Source organism: Streptomyces sp. NBC_00285, assembly GCF_036174265.1.
In the GTDB taxonomy this organism is placed as follows: domain Bacteria; phylum Actinomycetota; class Actinomycetes; order Streptomycetales; family Streptomycetaceae; genus Streptomyces.
Genome location: NZ_CP108055.1, coordinates 258,738 through 277,377, shown reverse-complemented (window position 1 = coordinate 277,377; position 18,640 = coordinate 258,738). Strand labels below are relative to the sequence as shown.

Sequence of the window (18,640 nt, the reverse complement as noted above, 5' to 3'; positions counted from 1 at the left end):
CAGCAACGGCATCCGCACTGCGTCCGACCGCCGTCCGGGTTCCAGGTCGTGCCGCGTGTGCTTCAGTCCGCCTTGAGGGCGGTGAGGACGTTCAGCCGGGCCGCCCGGCGGGCGGGCCAGAGTCCCGCCACCACGCCGACGAGTGCGGCGCCCACGAGGGCCACGGCGATGCGGCCCCAGGGGACGACCATCTCGTACCCCTGGATGCCGTCGGAGGCGATCCTGCCCGCGGCCCAGCCGAGGAAGATGCCCGCGCCGATGCCCAGAAGGGCCCCGAACAGCGAGATGAGGACGGACTCCAGGTGGATCATCCGTTTGGTCTGCTCGGGCTGGAGCCCCACCGCGCGCAGCATCCCGATCTCACGGGTGCGTTCGAACACGGACATCGCGAGGGTGTTGACGACTCCCAGGACGGCGATCACCACGGCCATGGCCAGCAGCCCGTACAGCATGTTGAGGAGCAGGGTGATGTCCCCGCCGCCGGCGGAATCGGCCAGGTCATCGGTGTTCCGAAGCCGGATGAGGGGGTTCTGGTCGAGGGCGCGCTGCAGGGACCGCCGTACCGTCTCGCCGTCGCCGTCCTTGGTGTGCACCAGGACCGAGGTGTCCTCGACCTCCTTCAGATGGGGCTGGAGGGTGGCGAGCGGCATCATGGTGGCCGGGAGGAATTCGTCGTTGCGGTAGATGCCTCCGATCCGCAGGGTGCCCCGGCTGCCGTCGCCGTAGACCACCGCAACGCGCCGGCCCATGGTCCATCCGTAGACGTCGGCCGTCGAGGTGTCGATCAGCAGGTTCTTGCCGCCTCCGGCGCCCAGTGCCGCGAGCGAACCCGATGCGAAGCTCGGGTCGAGAAGGTCGCCGATGCTCCGGGTGTCCACACCGGTCAGGTTCACCTCGTCGCCGCCGATCCGGACGGTGCTCAGGCGCTGCGGGCTCGAGGAGGTCACGGCCGTGGACTTCGCCAAGGTGTCATGGACCGACGCCGGCAGGGAGCCGCCTCTCCTCGACGAGATCTCGAAGTCGGCCGTGACGGTGCTCTCGGCCCGCTGGCGCAGTGATGCCGTGGCGGACACCGCGACCACCGTGAGGCCGGTGACCATGGACAGCCCGATCATCAGGGCCGAGGCGGTGGAGGCGGTGCGCCGGGGATTGCGCCGGGCGTTGCGGGGGGCCAGCGTGCCCGGGACACCGAAGCGGCGCAGGAGGGGCCCGGCCAGGGCGATGGCCGGGCCGGAGAGCGCCGGGGTCACCACGATGAGGCCGATGAGCAGCAGGGCGGACGGGAAGAGGACGATGGTGCGGCCCTGGTCGCCGCTGGACGCCGCGGCGACCACGCCGAGCACACCGAGCACGATCAGGGCGACACCGATGGTGTTGCGCCTGCGGAGGCTGCGGACCGGCGGGGGTGTGTGGAGCGCGGACATGGCGGCCACGGGAGGCACGGCGGCGGCGCGGCGGGCCGGCAGATAGGCGGCGAGCGTGGTGACGACGACGCCCACCAGGAATGAGACCAGCACGGTGCCCGGAGCGACGACCAACGGCCCGTCGGGGACGCCGGATCCGGTGGACGCGAACAGTTGCCGCATGCTCATGGCCACGCCGATACCGAGGAGGAACCCTGCGGCCCCTGCGCACAGCCCCAGCAGGGCGGCCTCGATGAGGACGGAACGGGTCACCTGGCGGCGTTCGGCGCCGACGGCCCGCATCAGGGCCATCTCCTGCGAACGCTGGGTGACCAGCATGGTGAAGGTGTTGCCGATGACGAAGATGCCGACGAACAGGGCGATGGCCGCGAAGACGAGCAGTACCTGGCTGAGCCCGTCCGCCCCCTCGGCGGCCTCGGCCCGCTGCTGCTCGCGCATCTGCGCCCCCGTGCTGATGTCGGAGTCCTTGGGCAGCAGGTCGCGCGCCTCGGCCGCGAGGCGCTGCTCGGAGGCGCCGCGCTCGGCCTTGAGGGAGAAGCCGTCGTACTGACCCGGCTTCAGAAGCAGTTTCTGCGCGGTGGCGTTGTCGAAGAACACCGAGGTGCCGCCGGAGCCGGAGGTGTCGTCGGTGCGGACGATGCCGACGAGCTTCTTGTGCAGCACCGGTCCGTCGATGGCCAGCCGGACGGTGTCGCCCACCTTGTAGCCGCCCTGGTCGGCGGTGCTGGTGTCCACCAGCACCTCGTCGGGCCCGGTGGGGGCGCGTCCGGTGGTCAGCGGATGGCGTTCGTCCTTGCCGTCGGCCTGGGGGAAGTAGTTGCCCGCCATGGCCACCTTGCCCTCGCCGAGGGGGTGGCCGTCCTTCGCGGCCACGGCGGCGAATCCTTCGACGGAGCCGGTCACGGACGCCACGCCGGGCAGCCGTTGCAGGCGCCGGAGCGTGTCCTCACCCATGGTTGCGGGCTCGCCGGATTCCTCGTCGAACGGCGGTGTGACCTGAACTGAGACATCGCGCAGGGTGGTGAGGTACCGCTCCTTGTAGGCGTTGGCGACGGTGTCGGTGAAGACGAGGGTGCCCACGACGAAGGCGACGCCGAGCAGAACGGCGAGCATGGTCATCAGCAGGCGGGCTTTGTGCGCGAGGACATTGCGCAAGGCGGTGCGGAACACGGGCGGCCTTCCGGGGTGCCGGGGGAGGGGTGCTCGGAGAGCGGGACGCGCGTCAGGCGCGGGGCGTGCACGCGTCGAGCGCGGTGAGCGAACGTCAGGCGTGGCGTAAGAATCAGACCTGGTGCGCGGGTGCCAGGCGTCCCATGCGCTCCAGGACGGCCTCGGCGGTGGGCGCGTGGAGTTCGTCGACGACGCGCCCGTCGGCGAGGAAGACGACGCGGTCCGCGTACGAGGCGGCGACGGGGTCGTGGGTGACCATGACGACGGTCTGGCCCAGCGCGCTCGTGGAGCCGCGCAGGAACTCGAGGATCTCGGCCCCGCTGCGGGAGTCCAGGTTGCCGGTGGGCTCGTCGGCGAAGACGATGTCGGGCCGCCCGGCCAGCGCGCGGGCGACGGCGACGCGCTGCTGCTGGCCGCCGGAGAGCTGGCCGGGCCGGTGGTCGAGCCGGTCGGCCAGGCCGACGATCTGGATGATGCTCTCCAGCCATTCCCGCTCCGGCTTGCGGCCCGCGATGTCCATGGGGAGGGTGATGTTCTCCACGGCACTCAGGGTGGGCAGCAGGTTGAACGCCTGGAAGACGAAGCCGAGTCGGTCGCGGCGCAGCCGGGTGAGCTGACGGTCGTTCAGGGAACCGATCTCCGTGTCGCCGAGGCGGACCGACCCGAAGGACAGCGAGTCGAGACCGGCCATGCAGTGCATCAGGGTGGACTTCCCCGATCCGGAGGGACCCATGATCGCGGTGAACTGGCTCCGGACGAAGCCGACCGTGACCGCGTCGAGGGCCACCACACGGGTGTCCCCCGTGCCGTAGACCTTCGTCAGGTCGGTGGCGTGGGCCGCGTAGCTCCCGGGGGCGGAAGGGGGCAGGTTTACGTGCATGCCGATCCTCGGTGGACGCTCGATGGATTGCCCCTCGTGGCAGAGGGTGTCGCCGCTGATGGCGACTCCATGAGCCTCCCGCCCGGCCACCCGTCGGCGGATCCCCCATACATCCGGCACCGCATCCCCCGATCGGGGGAGATCGACGGGGGACCGCTGTGCCGTCCCGACCACAAGGGCCGCGGGACCGGACCGCTGGTGCGGCCGGACCGCTCTTACGGCGCGATCGCTATTCGGCACGCCCCGAGCGGAAGGCCCAGGCCGCGACCTCGACCCTGTTGCGCAGGCCCAGCTTCGCCTGGACCGACCCCAGATGGGTCTTGACGGTGCTGGGTGCGATGTACAGCTCGGCGGCGATCTCCGGGTTGGTCAGTCCGCGGGCGATGCCCTGGACGACTTCCTCCTCGCGACCGGTCAGCGGTTCGGCCGGCTCGGACGCGCCGCGTCGCCGCGCCTTGGTGAAGTGCTGCAGCAGACGGAGGGTGATCTGCGGGGCGACCATGGCGTCCCCGCGGAAGGCCGCCCGCACGGCCTCGGTCAGCAGCGCCGGACCGGCGTCCTTGAGGAGGAAGCCCGACGCTCCGTTGGACAGCGCCGTATACACATATTCGTCGAGGTCGAAGGTGGTGACCACGACCACCTTCGGCGCTCCGGGATGACCGCCGCCGACCAGTCGGCGGGTGACCTCCAGACCGTCGGGCGGAGGCATCCGGATGTCCACGAGACACACGTCCGGCCTCAACTCGCGGGCCAGCGACAGGGCCGAGGCCCCGTCGGCGGCCTCGGCCACCACCTCCATGTCGGACTCGGCCGACAGCACCATGCGGAACCCGGCCCGCACCAGATACTGATCGTCCGCGACCAGGATGCGTATGGTCATGCCGTCCTGCCCTCCCGTAACCGCAACCCGGATCGCACGGCGTGCCGCCCGCGTGCCCGGGCGTTCCGTGAAGCCCCGTCAGGGTGCAGCGGTACGGAGGCGTGGACACGCCACCCGCCTTCGGGCCGGTGCCCCGCCTCGAAGGCACCGCCGAGCAGCTCGATCCGCTCCCGCATGCCCATGATGCCGAAGCCGCCGCCGAGCCGCCCGAGGCTGCCGCGGTGCCCGGACGCAGAGCCTTGTCCGTCGTCCTCGACAACCAGTTCGGCGTGGCCTGCCGCGAGCCGGGCGGACACGTCCACCGACCGCGCACCGCGCGCATGGCGCTGGGCGTTGGTCAGGGCTTCCTGCAGGACGCGGCCCAGCCCGCCGGTGACCTCCGTGGGGACGTCCTGCGGCAGCTCCTGCCCGAGGTCGAGGCGGACCGGCAGTCCCGTCGCCCGTACCTCGTGCACGATGCGGGTCAGCACCTCGCCCAGGTTCTCCGGATGCCGCGGGCTCTCGTCACCGCGCATCGAACCGACCAGACGCCGCATCGACGTCAGGGCCTCGCCGCCCGCGTGCTCGACGGCCTCGAGCATCTCGTTCAGCATCCGCGGGTCGGGGGTGCCCCGGCCGGTGACATGGCGCAGGGCCTGCACCTGCACCACGATCGCGGTCACCTGATGGGCCACGGTGTCGTGCAGGTCGCGGGCGAGCGCGAGCCGTTCCTCCTGCCGGACCAGTTGTCCGGTGCGTTCCTGTTGGCCGTCGTAGAGGCGCAGCACCAGGCCGCAGACGAAGGCCAGAGCCAGGGCCAGCGCCAGGGCCAGCATGGTGCTGCCGGAGAAATCGCCGGGATCCGAGTCCCGCAGCACCGGGACGGAGAACACACTGATGGCCAAGGCCGCCACGACCACCGGGGCCCACCGGAGCGTGCAGCGGCGCACCGCCACCGTGAGGAGGACCAGCAGGCCCATGAGTTCGCTGCCGCTGCTCTCGCTGGTCACCATGTTCACCGGCAGCAGGTGGTACGCCACCGTGGCCACCAAGGTGCCGGCGCAAGCCACCAGCGCGGCCCGCGTGACCCATCGGGAATCGCGCACCACGGCCAGCACGGCCATCGCCCCCACCAGGGCCCCGGAGCAGACCGGCACCCAGTCCCCGACCAAGGCCTCCCTGTCGAAGGCAGGGTCGAAGACGATCCGTTCCCGCACGTCCCCATAGACGAAGAAAAGGAACAACAGCGCCAGCGCCGAGATCAGGATCCGCCCCGGCCAACTTCGGTAACCGGCACGCCGGCCGGAGGACACAGCTATTCGCACCCGCGCCACCCTACGCACCTACGGTGGCGATCGCCGCCCACCGCCCGCGCGGGTCGGTGAGCACGGGCGCGGGTCCAGGCGGTCGCCGGGCCAGGACTTCAACTCACCGAGGACCGCGGCAAACCGACCCCGGTCGCATGTTCCCAAGACCGCACGGCGCCGAGCCGGACGCCGAAGCCGAGCTGCCGGCTCGCGCCACGACAGGCCATCGCCGCCGCCTCGCGTCGCGGTCCAGCAGTAAGTTCGCCCGGTTGCCGAGGCCCTGGTGTGCAGGGTGGCGGCGGGGCAGGCTAGCTTGCTCCGATGAGTCTCCTTGATGATGTGGCTGAGCGTGACGGCTGGCGTTGCTGGGTGTGTGACGAACCGGTGGACCCTGACGAGTCGGTGAACGATCCGCGGGGGCCCAGTGTCGACAGCCGGACTGCCGACCGGAAGGCCAAGGTCGCCGAGCGGCTCGCGCACCGTGGGTGCAACACCCGTAAGGGCGCGGTCAAGGTGGTCATCGCCTGGCCGGATCGTCTGTATGTGGTCGAGCCCGCGCCGCTGATCACCGTTGCCGGGAGGCTGGAGCGCAAGGGGGGCCGCGAGATGGTGGGCCGTTGTCCGACCAGGCGGGACGCCCAGGAGGCGGCGGATTGGCTGGTGGACCGGTTCTCCCGGCTGGTGCCGGGGCTGGCGGTGACCGCTGACATCGAGGCGGGCGGCGGCCAGTTCCTCGTCATCCTGGCCACCGGCCGCCGCTGACCGCGGCGGCCGGTGCCGGAGCTCGGCTGGCCGATGGCTGGCCGGTCTTCTTCCAGGGTTTGCAGTCGGTGCTCTGGAACGCCTTGTCGCCTGCGGCGATTTTGACGATGGCCGGGCCCTGGGCACCGCCGTCGGCGATGATGGCGTCCCTCCCGCTGGTCGTGTCGCTCAAGTGCCGAGCAGCAGCCGTACGCGTTCTTGCCCTTACTGCCGTACGTGCCGGCCTGGATGTCCTTGCCCACCAGGAAGGTTCCATCGCCCGGCATCCCTCCCGAAGGCGCGACCTCCTGCTGGGATCCGGCGGTGGCAGCGGAGGAGGCAGCGTCCACTGTCTGTCTGCCCCTGTTGCGGCGGCGGTTGCTGTCGCCGTTGCGGCGGGGGAGTCCTTGGCCACTCCCGCCGCAACGATGCCGATCAGGACTCCCACCGGCAATCCACCGGGAGCGACCGCAGTGTGAGTGAACCATGGGCGGCCGGATGGGCGCGGCCGGCAGGGGATGACGTGTGATCCGATGTCGGTCCCGCCGGCGGGCCTACGGGGCCGTTTCCGCTCATGTTCCGCAGCGTGCGCCGGCCTTGAGCGGGGTGCACGACGGCACAGCCACCGAGTCCGGTGCAGGTCCGGCGCCGCGAGCCCCCGGCTGTACAGGGGTGGCCCGGTCAAGTGGCGAAGTGGGCCGTGGCGCGTGCCGGGTGCGGCGGAGGCCTTCCTCTGCAGGAGTGCGTGGTCCCCCTCACGGCCACGGAGTTCACCGGCGGCCAGCTGGTCGGCATCCCGGAGCTGGCAGGGCCGACCGCCGTCACGTCCTGCACGCTGCGCGCCTACATCTCCCCGGGCGAAAACAGCTTCCCTTTGCCCGGGCGAAAGCAGCATCCTTCTGTCCCGGGCCGCGGTGGGCGGGCGTAGCGGTCGCGGTACGACGGTCACCGTGCCCTGCTGCCCGTGAAGGACGGTGTGCCTGGCGTCGTGTTCGGGGTGGGCTGGCGGTGTGGCCCCGGACCGGCTTCCGGGGCTGGCAGGGCTGGTCGCCGGCCAGGGGGGGGTGCCTCTATGTCCTTCGTCAAGGTTGAAGGGCTCAGGCAGGGGCGGTTTCGGGGGTGCGGGGTTCGTAGAAGGTGCTGTCTCGGAGCATGGCGAACAGGACGCTGATGCGTTGGCGGGCGAGGCGGAGGAGGGCTTGGGTGTGGGTTTTGCCGCGGGCGCGTTGTCTGTCGTAGTAGGCGCGGGAGGCGGGATCGGCGTTCATGCAGGCGAAGGCGGAGAGGAACATGGCGCGTTTGAGCTGCCGGTTGCCGCCTCGGGGCGCGTGTTCGCCGTGGATCGAGGTCCCGGACGACTTGGTTGCCGGGGCGAGTCCGGCGTAGGAGGCCAGGTGGGCGGCGTTGGGGAAGCTGGTGCCGTCGCCGACGGTGACCAGCAGGACGGCGGCGGTCCTGACGCCGACGCCGGGCATCGACGTCAGGACCGGGGAAAGAGACATCCGATGCAGTTGATCTGTCAAGCGGCGATGGTGAGTTGTGGGGCCGGTAGGGTCGGGAATGCGGCTTGTTCGTCGTATGGGCTGCGCTTGGTGAGGCAGTAGTGGAGGCAGCCGAGCATGCGGTTGAAGAGGTTCCGCTGGGCGGCTGTGTGGCGGTCTCCGTCGGCTCGTCGCCGGTCGTAGTGGGCTCGGGCGCCGGGTGAGGCGGTCAGGCTGGCGAAGGCCCAGACGTAGCCGACCGAGGCCAGGCGCTGGTTCTTGACCCTGCGGGCCATGACGGCGAGGCTTCTGCCAGATGCCCTGGTGATCGGTGCGGCCCCGGCGAAGGCTTTGAGGCCTTTCGCGTCGGTGAAGCGGGATCGGTCGTCGCCGATCTCGGCGAGCACCCGGGCGCCGGTGACAGAGCCGAGTCCCGGAAAGCTGGTGATGATCTCGGCGTCCGGGTGCGTATCAAATGACTCCGCTGTGGCTTCGGTGAGGTCTTCGACGCTGGTGCAGGCGGCGTTGAGCTGTCTGAGCAGAGCGACGGTCTGGCATCCCATGGCCTGCTCGACCTGATTGGGCTGGCGCATTTGTGGGACGCGCAAAGCGGCGCGGAGCCGTTCGGCTTCCGTTTCGATGCCGCGCTCACGGCCGCTCTTCTTCAGCAGCGTGCGCAGCTGGGGGCGGGTGAGCTTGGCGGCCTGTTCGGGGGTGGGGGCCGCTGCCAACACGGCGCGGGCGACGCTGCCGCTGATCCCTTCGCGCTTGTGCTGAAAGGCAGCGAGGAAACCGGGGAAGTATTCGCGCAGGTGAGAGCGGAGTTTATTGCCGGCTTGGGTTCGGTCCCATACGGCATCCTGCTGGGCGCGGGCGAGGACGGCGACCGCTCGGGCGAGCTCGCTGTCGTCAGGCAGCGGCCGGTGTGCGGCCCTGTCCGTGCGCAGGATGTTCGCGAGCACCATGGCGTCGAGGTGGTCGGACTTCTTGCGGGTGACCGTGTGGCGGTCACGGTAACGGGCGGCGGCCATCGGGTTGATGGCGTAAATAGGCCGGCCGGTTGCGCGGAGGCATGCGACGAGAAGTCCGCGGGAGGTCTCGATCGCGATAGGGACCGGGGCGTTCACGGCGTCGCCGTGGGTGGTGAGGAGCTCGAGTAGCTGGTGCAGGCCGTCCAGGTCGTCGGCGATCCGAGCCCTGGCTAACAAGGTGCCTTCCTGGTCGACCAGAGCGACGTCGTGATGGTCGCTGGCCCAGTCGACTCCGCAGGTGATGGTCATGGCGTCGTGTTCGTCCTCTCACTCGGGAGCTTGGCTGCTGGTCGCAGCCGTGCGGGGGCACGCGTCTCCCTAATGGAAGGGCTCGATGGCCCTGCATCCGATTAGCCGTTCGTGACCCCAGCGGTCCTCAGGGCCCTCGGTCTGCTCCAGAACTCGACGGCTCCAGGCGTGGTGAGAGGTGATCCCTGTGGACGGCTCAGACCACAAACATCAACGATCCGATCATCGGACTGGATGTGGTGGACGCTCGGCCTCGTGGCGCTGGACGGGCCCGGAGGCCGACTCTTGACCAAGGGATCCATGTCCCAGGGGGTGTGTGCGGCTTCTCCGGAACCGACCACCGCCACGAGGAGAGTGATGCGAGGCCCGCAGTCTCTTTCAGGGCCTCGACGGGCCGGGGTGGGCCTGGCGGTGCCCCGCATCACTGCCCATTAGGGTGGGCCTCCAGCAGGGCGTTGATCTGTGTCTCCAGGGCCCGGCGCTGTTCGTGGACAGCGGTGAGCGAGCGGGCCAGGGAGGGCACGACGATGTCGAGGGTGCCGGTCCCCGGGACCACGACGGTCTGCTCGTCCAGTGCCTCGAAGACATCGCCGATCAACCGCTGGGCCATGCGCGGGGCCTTGGGCCGGATGAGCTCGACGAGCCTGCGGCGGCCGGCTTTGCGCAGTGTGGCGGGGGAGCCGTAGCGCTCCAGCAGCCAGGTGACGGCCTGGTGGTCGAGACGGGGGCCCAGAACGCGCTCCAGCGACGGGTGGAACTGGGTGAGCAGGCCGCGTATCCGGTTGGAAGTGCGGGTGGCCTCGGCCGCCAGGTCCTGGTCGAAGCCGACGAGGACCGTGAGTTCGGCGGTGATCTCGTCGGTGAGTTCCAGCGAGCGCAGGGTGTGCGGCATGGTGCGGGCCGCGTCCGCGATGACCGCAGCGTCCTTCGCATCGGTCTTGGCCTCGCCCGGATAGAGGTCGGCGATCCGCCGCATCGCGAGTCCGGGCAGGTAGGCGACCTTGCAGCCGGTGTCCCGGGCGACCGTGAGCGGGAGGGCTCCGATGGAGGCGGGCTGGTCCACGATCACCAGGACGGTGCCGAACTTCGCGGCCAGTTTGTCGAACACGGCCCGCAGTTTCGGCTCGCTGTTGGGCAGCTGCTTGTCGAAGACTTTCTTCCCGGCCGGGGTGAGCCCGTGCCCGTGGTGAGCACTCTTGCCGACGTCTAGGCCGAGGAACACGCCCACGTCTTCGGTATCGAACATCGCGCCCTTCCAGGGAGTTGATCGTGCCGGCCTCGGCAGTGGTGTCGTACGCGCGCATCCACGTTATGCAGACCTGCCGCCCGCGAACTGTCCGGCGTTGCGCCGGACCGGGTGGTGGCCGGACCTCTGATCAGCGTCTCCGACGGCACCTCCCGGGCCCGGTGACACCACCCCCCAGGTCATGCATTCGACAGGGGGCAACAGCCATGCCGGGCCCGGAGGCCAGCGGCCCTCTTGCAGGACCGCGGAAAACATAACGGGGCGGCGGCAGTTCAGGGGCTGAGGGGGGCCTTCGGGAGGGGCTGCAGCGGTGAGGAAGGCGTCGATGACAAGACTGTGGACGTCGCGGGGTGTGTGGTCTCGGGGGGTGGGGCGGGTTTTGGGGTGCCCGGGTGGGTGCGGAGGCGGGGGCTGTCGGGGAGACGTTGTTGGCGGAGGTGCTCGCAGGGGTCAGGTACGGGGCCAGTTCTGGCTGCCTGTGACCTCGTGCGCGATGCGATGCCATTGCTTTTCTCCGCCGGGCAGGGGCCAGGCCCAGGTCGGCTGTTGCGCGGTGTTCAGGTCGTGAAGGAGGCGGACGAGTTGGGGGCCGGCGGTGGCAGTGCCGTCCGGGACGGCGGGGCCGTGGACGGTGCGGAGTTTGGCGAAGCGTGCCAGTTCGTCCTCGTAGAAGCCCGCGGCTTCCTCGGTGCGCGTGGCCAGGTCATCGCGGGGGAGCGTGCGGTGCAGCTGCAACAACGGTGGCTCGACGGATTCGGCGACTGCCGCGGCGAACCGTGCGTGGCCGTCCAGGATCAGATGGCAGTCCAGGCCGCTGACCCACCACAACAGGACGGGTGGGAGTGTCCCTTCACGAGCTTGCTTGCGGTAGGCCTTGACCCGACTGTCGTCGGCATCGGGCATCGGCCGCAGCGGGAGAATCTCCCACGAGTGGGCATGGAGGAACCAGTCGAGGTAGCCGCGTGGATGGCCGTCGACGAGCATCGAGTTCCAGTATTCGGCGTGCGAGGTGTCGGCGTGGCGCCAGTGCCGGAGCGGGCTCTCGCACGAGAGCAGCCACCGGCCCTCGTGCATCGGGCTGCCCGGCGAGTCGGCAAGGTACTGCGCGAAGCGGTGGGCCCACCGTTGTGGGCTGCCCGCCAGGGCGCGGCCCGCATCGGCACGCAGGGGCGGGATGAAGAAGCGGTACCCGGCGGTGCGGCAGAAGTCGACGCCCCCGTGCTGCTCATCGACGACGGCGAGCAGCACAGGCTGCGACATCTGGGAGACCAGCACGTGCGCACCGGCGGTGAACACGCACAGCCCCGGCTGGTGGCGTCCCTGTACGTCCAGGGACAGGCCCACCCACGTGCCGTCGTCCCGCGTGACATCGGTGCGCTGCATGCCGAGAGCGTAGACGGCTGCTGCGTGGGCTCCGACGGCATTGTGACCGTCCGGCATGACCCGCCGAGACCGCCGAGCAGCAGACGCCACCAATGGACTGTGCCTGACAGATCTCGACCACCCGCCTGCGCGAGGGGACGACGAAGCCCTTCGCATCCGGCGGGCGGCGGACGGTCTTGACGGTGATGTAGAGGCAGGTCTTGGCCCAGGTCACCAGCGTGCCGAACAGACGAGGACTCAGCCCGGCGAACAAGGCTCTCCCAGACGGCTGCGACACCGTGACCACACCTGCCACATAAACAACATCTCATCCGTGGCCGACAGTTACCGGACAGCCCGTAGCCTGGACGCAGCGCCGGCAGAGGGAGCGACAGAGCGTATGAACCCCTTGGAGCCGGATCCCTCTCCCGCGTCTGCGGTATTTCCCATCGTGCCCGCGACGAATCCCGACGGCGGCTGGGGTAGGCAGCGGACTCCGCTGCCCGCGCCACCCCTCGATCTCGACCCCACGCAGAGCGACGGAGCCTTCGGCTACGTCGCACTACGCACGTTCGAGATGTCCACGCTGGCGCCCGAGGAACGTCGAGCCCTGCGCGAAGGGCTTGCCCCCGACGACCGGGCCCACCTCACCCCGGAGACGGCGGGCCCGGAAGGAGAGCGCCTCCTCACGGTCCGCGCGGGGCTGCGGCTACTCCTCGGGCAACTGCTGGACGCCGACCCAGGGGCCGTCGTCATGGACGACGGCCCCTGCCCGCACTGCGGTCGCCTCCATGGCCGCAGTGCGTCCTCACCGGCCGGCCGTCGACTGCACTTCGCCTCTGCCGGGCGAGGGGATCTCGTCGTGTACGCGGTCAGTCGCTTCCCCGTCGGGCTCGGGCTCGCCGTGACCGACGGACCCGACCGCGAGGCCTGGCTGCGGGGCCGCAGCCCAGCCCGGCTCGCCGCGTACCACGATGGGGTGGCCCGGGGACGGTGTTCCCGCCCGCGGGACGGTTCGGCGGAGCACATCGTGCGCTACGTCGATACGGCGGCGGAGTACTGCTGCACCGTATCGGTGGCGTATGAGGTGCCTTTCCGTGAGGACGCCCCCCTTTCCCTGGACCCATCGACCGACTGAGGGCTGCCCGCGAGGACTGAGGACCACGGGGCGGATGACCGGGCGGCCGGTGCCAGGTCGGCCACCACCCCCGCCTTCAGCGCACGCCCGGGACCCGCCACCTGCTCGGCGGAGGAGGCGGCGCAGACGGGGACGGTCCGGCCGCCAGTCCTGGAGCTCGCCGCCCCCGCCTGGACCCAGCACCGCCGCCTGCGCCGAACACCGGGGAACGCGTGTGTCTGGCTGGCCAATCACGCGGAGCGCGGTGGCAGCAACTCGTCGGCGAAGGGGGCGACCGGGCCCGGCCAGGTGAAGGCGAAACGGTGGGAGGGCCGGTCGTACGCCACTGTGGCACCGCAGGGTTCGAGCTTGAAGCGGCGGTGGATCCAGCCGTCGAGGGCGAGGGCAGCAACCTCTGAACGGTAGTCGGCGCGGGGGTACGTGAACGCGTCGACGTCGAGGATCAGGGCCCGGCCGCCGGTCAACTGCTCGGCGTGGAGGGAAGCACCGAAAGCAAACCACGCCGCGTCCAGCCAGTACGGGGCCCGGTCCGCAGGAAGCCGCAGGTACAGGGAGCGTTGATGAGGCGGCCGGTCGGGGGCGGGGCGTCGTCCGTCTCGTACGCGTCGGCGCGCAGATCTGCGGCCAGGCCCATGCCGGCGTGGAGGTAGCGGTATTGGAAGGTGTCGTACATGGCGCACATCCTTCGCGACGAACCGCTTGCCGGCCCAGGGCCCTGGCAGTTGCGGACCCGGCCAAAGTTCGGTGATCGGTATTGAGGTGCATTCGCCTCAGCGGACATAGGCTGACTCAACTATCAGCCGGAGGAGCCTCACACCATGGAACCGACCGTCGACAGGCCAGCGCCGCAGGTTACCGTCGCAGACATCCGTACCCTGTTGGACTCTTCCGCTGAGCTCCCCGTTCTGTACATCAACTACGGTCCCGGCGACGACGGAGGCACCGAAGCGGAGCTGGACGTGTGGGCCGCAGGCCTGGTCCACCAGCCCGACATCGTCCTCACCCACGCGAGTGCTCTGGACCAGCTCGGCGAGGAACCCAGTAGCGAGTCCATCACGGCGTTCCTGCCGAAGGTTCAGAAAGCCGTGGACCAGATGATCTCGGTCCGGGGCCTGTGAAGCAGATCCGCTTCACAAGGGACCCTCTCATCCGGCAAGGCGTCACACTCACAGAACGTGAGCGTGACGCTGCTTGTCACACACCCCGGGAACGTGTCACAACGCATCAAATATGGTCCCCTACGTCCGCTTCCAGGGGTCCATGCGCCCCTCCCGAGCGGGATTCAAGGGCGGACCTCGGCTACACCACCCGGGGGCAGGCCTGAGCGCCGGCGAGCTGTCCGGGGTCGACCTGGCCCGGGTCGCGCTGCGGGCAGCGATGGAGCAGGCCCGGAAGAACGGCTGCGGCCAGAAGACGAAGCAGCAGCCGCGCGTGCTCGGTGCGGTGCGCCGGGACGGTCGCGAACCGATGAAACTCGGAGTGGCCACCGGCGCGCTGGTCACCGAACGGGCATGCAAGCTCCCAGCCGCCGGCGCCCCGCTGCGCCAGGGGTGGGCGGCCATCGCCCCCGAACTCTCGGGGCACGTCACGGCTGTGGGGTACGACGCCGACTCCGGCCATCAGGTCCTTTGACAGCGCGACCGAAGCCGGTGACGTCGATACGGTCTGGGGCGGATCAACTTCGTTCGGAGCTGGTTCGAAGCGCCGGAAGTACGCTGCCAGGGAACCGGCTTCTCGTTCGAGTTCCGCGGCTCGTCGGGCCTTGTTGATGACGGTTTCGATCGTGCCCCGGTGTCGGACGATGCCGGCATCGCCGAGCAGGCACTGTACGTCGTCGGTGAAGTCGGCGATCGTGTGGAATTCGAACCCGGCGAAGGCGATCCGGAACCTCTCGCGTTTGGCCAAGATGGTGCGCCAGCTGAGTCTCGGCGTCTGCGACGACGTCGCCGACGACACCCTCACGCCCGACCAGCGCGCCGAACGCGGCGACTACGTGGGCTGCATCGCCGGTGCCCTCTCCTTCTGCGGTGCCGCGCCGGACTCGAAGCCGCCGGGTTCACCGACGTCGAGATCACCCCGACCCACGCGGTCGCCGACGGCATGGACTCCGCGATCGTCCGCGCCAGGAAGCCGGTGACCGCCGAAAGCGCCCAGCCGGCTGCCGAGTCGAGTGATCCCTGCTGCGGCGTCGACGCCTGCTGTACGGCTGCCGAGACCTCCGTCGACCCCAACCTCACCGTGACCGAGACCGCGTCGGGATGTGGTTGCCAGAGCTGACGCCACCGCTGACTCAGGACTCTTCGCGCCAAAGGGTCCTGACCATGCGCTCGGTGGACAGCGGACAGCATCAAACCCTGTCCACAACGTGGGCTCACCCGTCCAGCCCGGTCGCAGATCAGGGCTGGGTACGGGCGTGGCCAGCATCGGCTCCGGCAGAGTCCACGTCGTACCTGATCACTTTCACCTTGCACCACGCATGCCGGGTGACGGATCCGTCGGCAGGTGGCGAGCAGGGCCGTTCGGACAGGTTCCGTGGGTGCGGTGTTGTGCCTGGTGGTGTTTGACCGCGTCGAGGAGGTCGGTGCGCTGGAAGTCGGGCCACAGGGTGTCGCAGAAGTGGAGGCTGGCGTCGAAAGACTGCCAGAGCATGAACCCGGAGAGTCTGCGTTCTCCGGAGGTTCGCACGATGAGGTCGGGGTTGGGCAGTGCGCCGTTGTAGAGGTACCGGGCGACGTGGTGGGGGTCGGCGCCGCCTTCCGGTCCGAGGGCGGCGATGTCGTGGCGTGTGGCGTGGAGGATTTCGCGGTGGCCGTCGTAGCCGATGGCGAGGTTGACCACGCGGGTGGTGGAGCCCGCCCTCCTGGAAGGCCTCAAGCGGGCCTTCGACCTTGCTGAAGCCCGCCCCGACCTGCTGCGCCAGGAGTCTCGGCCAACTCCTGAACGAGGTTCGAACCCCGACCGTCCTTCCAGGGCCGCCCGAACTTCCGAACGACTCCAAGGCGCGCGGCGGCACATCTGCTCGGCGCGGCCTTTGCTGCCGAACGCCGCGCGACAGGGCCCCTGTTCCGCCCCCACCGCCCTGACCTGCACCTATTTACGCGTCAGAGGCAGTGTCAGTGGCACTGCTACGCTCCCCCTCGGCCCCCGCGCCACGGAAGGTCCTCCGTCCCGCCGGGAACCGCCTCCTCTCGGACCTTCAGGAGTTGTCGGCGGGTTTTCCCCATTTTGAGGCGTCGGCGGTGGTGTTCGGGGATCCTGTTGAGGTACGTGTGAAAACCACTGTAAGGAGACCCCCAGTGCGTCGCCCGACCCGGAAAGCCTTCGCCGCCCTCGTCGCCGCAGCCGGCCTCGCCCTCCCCCTCCTCACCCCCACACCCGCCTCGGCTGCCACCGCCACCAGCCGCTTCGCGAACTACCGCTACGGTGACTGCCTGCGCGAGACCTCCGAAACCGGCCTCAAGGGCGACCGCTGCAGCACCGGACGCGGCAGCCTCCTGTGGCAGTGGAACGGCCGCCTCAACACCAACACCACTCTTAAGAACAACTTCTGGGGCCGCTGCCTCGACAGCAACGACCGGGGCGACGTCTACCCCCTGACCTGTAACGGCGGCTCATACCAGAAGTGGCGCACCGTCCAGCCCGCCGCCCGCAGCGCCATCATGCTCCAAAGCGTCGGCACGGGCCGCTGCCTCTACCAGCAGGACGACGGCTACTACCGCACTGCCCGCTGCGACCGAGGCGCCCAGAACCAGCGCTTCACCATCGGCTGAACGGATCTCCCGACTAGTACTCCAGCAGGATTTCGCTGTCTGACCTGGTCTTTCGCCGGGTGGCGGGAGTGTAGCGGGACTTCGGCCGTGCGGGGGCGGTCTCACGGAGACCGCCCTTCGATCGTGCGACAACGCCGAAGGTAGTGACAGCGGCGGGGCAGCCTCCGAGGGTGATCACCGAATCTGCCGCCGCGCAATGGGACCTCGAACTGGATGACCTCTTCCTGACTATCGGGCATGGCTTCGGCCGAGTTGAGCTCCGCCGCCGGATGCGCGACTACGTGCGCGCACTACTCGCCCCGGTAGCCCGCAAAATAGCTGGCAACTTGCCGAACACGTCGGCCACTCCACCCCCGATGGACTGCAGCACCTGCTCTCCCGAGCCCGCTGGAACCCCGACGACATCCGCGACGACCTGCAGACCTACGTCGCCGGACACCTGGGCCGCCCCGACGGTGTACTGATCCGCTGGGCTCACTCGGCGCGCTGCCCGACACGGAGGACGCTCAGGTAACGGCGTGGTGCCCGTTCGCCCATCCGCGTGCGGATGCGCTCGGCGATGGCGTTGAGCAGGGGCTCGCGGACGTCGCGGTCGAGTCTGCGGTATATCGACAACGAGCGAAGGTGATCGGCAAAGCCGTCCCCGTTGAACCACTGGACGGTTGGGTACCAGCGCACGATCGGTGGGCCGAACAATCCTCCGGGATCGTCGACCAGGCCCCAGCCCTTGTCGGTGGTGCGCACGTCGTCCTCCAGGGGAGGATGACCCCAGTCGGGGTTCCCGGGGCAGAACCGCTCGTGCAGATCGGCGGTCTCGGCGTACACCTCCGGCTCTCCCGGCCGGCGGACAACGACGTGGCCGAGCAGTGCCATCCAACCCCCGGGAGAGAGCACGGTGTGCGCCCGCTGCCAGCCGATCGACGGGTCGACCCAGTGCCACGACGACGCGGCCACGAGAACATCGAAGCGTCGCCCGCGGTCGTCCCACTCCTCAAAGGTCGACGTCTCGACGTCGACGTTGCGAAAGGAGGCGATCCTCTGGCGAGCGAGTGCGGCCATGTCTGCGCCCGGCTCGACGGCGGTCACTGAGTATCCGAGCGCTGCCAGCGAGCGCGTCGCCTGACCGGTGCCGCAGCCCACCTCCAGCACCGACGACCGTTCGTCCATGCCGGTGATGGCGCCAAGGTCCGCGAACAGCTCGTCGGGGTATCCCGGCCGGACCCGGTCGTAGAGCTCCGGCACCTCGTTGAACACCCGGCCGAGGTCGTGTCGGTTCGGGCGCGTCTTCGGATCATCTGTCACGAGCGCACAAGCTATGAGGCTCGTCGACGGGGATGCCACTGATTTAACTGGAATGCCTTCAGCTCGATCCGTTGAGAAGCGGCGACAGAGCCTCGTGTAGATCTTCGAGCTGGCGGTAGTGGAGGGCGGTCATCCCGGCTTCGCGGGCCGCAGTGCCATTGGCTTCGGTGTCGTCGATAAACAAGCAGCGGTCGATCGCCGCGTCGAGACGCTCGGCAGCGGTGCGGTAGACACGAAGATCGGGTTTCGCGACGCCGATGCGCGCGGTGTTCACGACGGCATCGGCGAGGTCGGCGAGCCCTTGGCGTTCCAGGTCCCACTCCAACCGGGTGGTTGCGTTGGACACCAAGGCGACGGGCGCGACCTTGCGTACCTTCTCGAGCAGCGCGACGACTTCTTGATCGACGATGGGCAGGAGGGCGGACCAGGCCCGCACCGACGCATCCGCTCGTTGCCTTGACCCGTGGCGGGTGGCGAGGTCGGCGGCGACCTCCGATCGCCACTGTTCGTCGGTGATCTGCCCGGTGATGGCCGGGTGCAGGCGGGCGGGTGCGAACGCTGCGGCTGCGAGCGCGCCGATGGGAAGTCCGTGCTCTTGCTCCAGCTCGTCGGCGGCCGGCCAATGGCGGATCACGCCGTCGATGTCGCAGAGCACGGCGTCGTAGGGCTGAAGAGGCATG

Annotated in this window: 17 protein-coding genes and 4 pseudogenes; 6 read left to right on the top strand and 15 right to left on the bottom strand. The window is 69.7% G+C overall.

All coding sequences use genetic code 11. The features are described 5' to 3' along the window. Positions 1–62: 62 nt before the first annotated feature. From OHT57_RS01395 to OHT57_RS01380, 4 genes are all read right to left on the bottom strand, one after another. Complete coding sequence (locus OHT57_RS01395; protein WP_328743956.1) at positions 63–2,594, bottom strand: ABC transporter permease; 2,532 nt, start codon at positions 2,592–2,594, stop codon at positions 63–65. 112 nt (positions 2,595–2,706) lie between these two features. Next, complete coding sequence (locus OHT57_RS01390) at positions 2,707–3,474, bottom strand: ABC transporter ATP-binding protein (protein ID WP_328743955.1); 768 nt, start codon at positions 3,472–3,474, stop codon at positions 2,707–2,709. Positions 3,475–3,703: 229 nt separating this feature from the next. Then, a complete protein-coding gene (locus OHT57_RS01385) occupies positions 3,704–4,354 on the bottom strand; it encodes a response regulator transcription factor (protein ID WP_328743954.1) in 651 nt (216 codons plus the stop codon). Next, the gene (locus OHT57_RS01380; protein WP_328743953.1) at positions 4,351–5,658 is read right to left on the bottom strand and encodes a sensor histidine kinase; all 1,308 of its coding nucleotides are present in this window, start codon (positions 5,656–5,658) and stop codon (positions 4,351–4,353) included. Before OHT57_RS01380 ends, OHT57_RS01385 begins: the two co-directional genes overlap by 4 nt. A gap of 303 nt (positions 5,659–5,961) precedes the next feature. Between OHT57_RS01380 and OHT57_RS01375 the strand changes: the two genes are divergently transcribed. Further along, positions 5,962–6,402 carry a hypothetical protein gene (locus OHT57_RS01375; RefSeq protein WP_328743952.1) on the top strand — a complete coding sequence of 147 codons (441 nt, stop codon included), beginning with the start codon at positions 5,962–5,964 and terminating at the stop codon, positions 6,400–6,402. On the opposite strand, the gene OHT57_RS01370 is transcribed toward OHT57_RS01375, so the two are convergent. The 5 genes and pseudogenes from OHT57_RS01370 to OHT57_RS01350 form a co-directional block, all read right to left on the bottom strand. After that, entirely contained in the window at positions 6,377–6,574 is a 198-nt protein-coding gene (locus tag OHT57_RS01370) for a hypothetical protein (protein ID WP_328743950.1), read from the bottom strand. The two genes, OHT57_RS01375 and OHT57_RS01370, sit on opposite strands and share 26 nt — an antisense overlap. Before the next feature lie 904 nt (positions 6,575–7,478). After that, positions 7,479–7,877, bottom strand: a pseudogene (locus OHT57_RS01365) (transposase); the annotation flags it as partial. A 23-nt stretch (positions 7,878–7,900) separates the two neighbouring features. After that, a complete protein-coding gene (locus OHT57_RS01360) occupies positions 7,901–9,142 on the bottom strand; it encodes an IS110 family transposase (protein ID WP_328743949.1) in 1,242 nt (413 codons plus the stop codon). A 433-nt stretch (positions 9,143–9,575) separates the two neighbouring features. Continuing rightward, a pseudogene (locus OHT57_RS01355) lies at positions 9,576–10,388 on the bottom strand (IS110 family transposase); the annotation flags it as partial. Between the two features lie 450 nt (positions 10,389–10,838). Then, positions 10,839–11,771, bottom strand: coding sequence for a hypothetical protein (locus OHT57_RS01350; protein ID WP_328743948.1), 933 nt, complete (start codon positions 11,769–11,771; stop codon positions 10,839–10,841). Between the two features lie 430 nt (positions 11,772–12,201). Here OHT57_RS01350 and OHT57_RS01345 point away from each other — a divergent pair, with 430 nt between their 5' ends. Beyond that, positions 12,202–12,888, top strand: coding sequence for a hypothetical protein (locus OHT57_RS01345; RefSeq protein ID WP_328743947.1), 687 nt, complete (start codon positions 12,202–12,204; stop codon positions 12,886–12,888). A gap of 230 nt (positions 12,889–13,118) precedes the next feature. Here OHT57_RS01345 and OHT57_RS01340 read toward each other — a convergent pair whose 3' ends face one another. Beyond that, positions 13,119–13,352, bottom strand: coding sequence for a hypothetical protein (locus tag OHT57_RS01340; protein ID WP_328743946.1), 234 nt, complete (start codon positions 13,350–13,352; stop codon positions 13,119–13,121). Then, positions 13,349–13,561 carry a hypothetical protein gene (locus OHT57_RS01335; protein ID WP_328743945.1) on the bottom strand — a complete coding sequence of 71 codons (213 nt, stop codon included), beginning with the start codon at positions 13,559–13,561 and terminating at the stop codon, positions 13,349–13,351. The genes OHT57_RS01340 and OHT57_RS01335 overlap by 4 nt, the downstream gene beginning before the upstream one ends. A gap of 205 nt (positions 13,562–13,766) precedes the next feature. Here OHT57_RS01335 and OHT57_RS01330 point away from each other — a divergent pair, with 205 nt between their 5' ends. Beyond that, complete coding sequence (locus OHT57_RS01330; protein WP_328743944.1) at positions 13,767–14,006, top strand: hypothetical protein; 240 nt, start codon at positions 13,767–13,769, stop codon at positions 14,004–14,006. Between the two features lie 181 nt (positions 14,007–14,187). Here OHT57_RS01330 and OHT57_RS01325 read toward each other — a convergent pair whose 3' ends face one another. Then, on the bottom strand, positions 14,188–14,793 hold the full coding sequence (locus tag OHT57_RS01325) for a DNA-3-methyladenine glycosylase I (protein ID WP_328743943.1): 606 nt from the start codon (positions 14,791–14,793) through the stop codon (positions 14,188–14,190). A gap of 19 nt (positions 14,794–14,812) precedes the next feature. On the opposite strand from OHT57_RS01325, the pseudogene OHT57_RS01320 reads away from it, so the two are divergent. Further along, positions 14,813–15,165 (top strand): annotated as a pseudogene (locus OHT57_RS01320) (arsenite S-adenosylmethyltransferase); the annotation flags it as partial. Between the two features lie 183 nt (positions 15,166–15,348). Here OHT57_RS01320 and OHT57_RS01315 read toward each other — a convergent pair. After that, entirely contained in the window at positions 15,349–15,762 is a 414-nt protein-coding gene (locus OHT57_RS01315) for an undecaprenyl diphosphate synthase family protein (protein WP_328743942.1), read from the bottom strand. 422 nt (positions 15,763–16,184) lie between these two features. Between OHT57_RS01315 and OHT57_RS01310 the strand changes: the two genes are divergently transcribed. Further along, positions 16,185–16,658 carry an RICIN domain-containing protein gene (locus OHT57_RS01310; RefSeq protein ID WP_328743941.1) on the top strand — a complete coding sequence of 158 codons (474 nt, stop codon included), beginning with the start codon at positions 16,185–16,187 and terminating at the stop codon, positions 16,656–16,658. Between the two features lie 170 nt (positions 16,659–16,828). Further along, positions 16,829–17,124: pseudogene (locus tag OHT57_RS01305) on the top strand (transposase); the annotation flags it as partial. Positions 17,125–17,132: 8 nt separating this feature from the next. Here the strand turns inward: OHT57_RS01305 and OHT57_RS01300 are convergent. Then, a complete protein-coding gene (locus OHT57_RS01300; RefSeq protein ID WP_328743940.1) occupies positions 17,133–17,999 on the bottom strand; it encodes a class I SAM-dependent methyltransferase in 867 nt (288 codons plus the stop codon). 19 nt (positions 18,000–18,018) lie between these two features. Next, a complete protein-coding gene (locus OHT57_RS01295; RefSeq protein ID WP_328743939.1) occupies positions 18,019–18,639 on the bottom strand; it encodes an HAD-IA family hydrolase in 621 nt (206 codons plus the stop codon). Position 18,640: the final 1 nt, after the last annotated feature.